This is a genomic window from Oscillibacter sp. UBA6647 (genome assembly GCA_002455655.1).
Taxonomy (GTDB): domain Bacteria; phylum Bacillota; class Clostridia; order Oscillospirales; family Oscillospiraceae; genus Oscillibacter.
The window spans coordinates 1-884 of sequence record DKLF01000146.1; the positions used below are offsets into that span (position 1 = coordinate 1).

Below are 884 nucleotides of genomic sequence, written 5' to 3' on the forward strand. Positions count from 1 at the left end.
CGTATGCGGCGGGAGCTTCTTTATATATGAACTGAAAATGAGTGCTTCCACAAGCAGTCGTTTGATATGTCAATAAAAGCGCTCCTCCTCTGCTTAATTGCAGACGAGGAGCGCTTTTCATGTTTTCAAACGCTGGCTCAGACGTCGTCCGGGCGAGGGTTGGTCACCTGCGTCCAGATGCTGTTCACGTCGTCCACACAGGCAAAATAGGTGCCGGTAAGCAGGTTCGCCGGGATGCCCAGCGCTTCTGTGGCGGCGGCAACACCGTTCCAGTCCGCCCGCTCATAGCACAATGCCAGTTCAAAAAGCTGGCCTGCTCTGCCCTCGCGGTGCAGCAGCGCTGCCTTGACAGCCTCCGGAACCGGAATCTCCTCCAATATTTCCTCCATGGGCGCGTCAATCAGATAGTGCAGCGTGGAGAACATACCCATGAGGTATGCATCGGAGGTGGAAATGGTCATGCCGGTGGCATACTTCATCAGCTTGCTGCAAAAGGTACCCCGCAGGAGGGACAGCTTCAAAAATTCCTCCGCGTCGGCATCCATCTCGTTCTCTGCGTTGTTAGCGCTGAGGAGATAGACCCACTGGCGAAGCTGGTTCAGCCCCACCGTCATGATGGCCTGGCGCACGGTGGTGGCCCGGTTGCGGCGGGCAAAGTAGCAGGAGTTGGCCAGCCTCAGCAGTGCATAGCTCAATGTGGCGTCCACGGAGACCAGCTCTTCCACCTCGCCAATCTCAGGCTCCTCCCGGCTCATTGCCACAATCAGGCGGAAGAAGTTGCTTTGCAGGTAGCCGCTGTTGTGAATTTTGGTGGCCAGCTTCTCAGCCACGCGGGTGCCCTCCATGGCGTCCACGCCCAGTTCTTCCGCCTTGGCATACAGCTC

Annotated in this window: 1 protein-coding gene; it reads right to left on the bottom strand. The window is 57.5% G+C overall.

Going from position 1 to position 884, the window contains the following annotated elements; all coding sequences use genetic code 11:
* Positions 1–137: 137 nt before the first annotated feature.
* Positions 138–884: EAL and HDOD domain-containing protein (locus tag B2W96_RS10795; RefSeq protein ID WP_293010301.1), on the bottom strand; the 747-nt coding region annotated here is incomplete at its 5' end.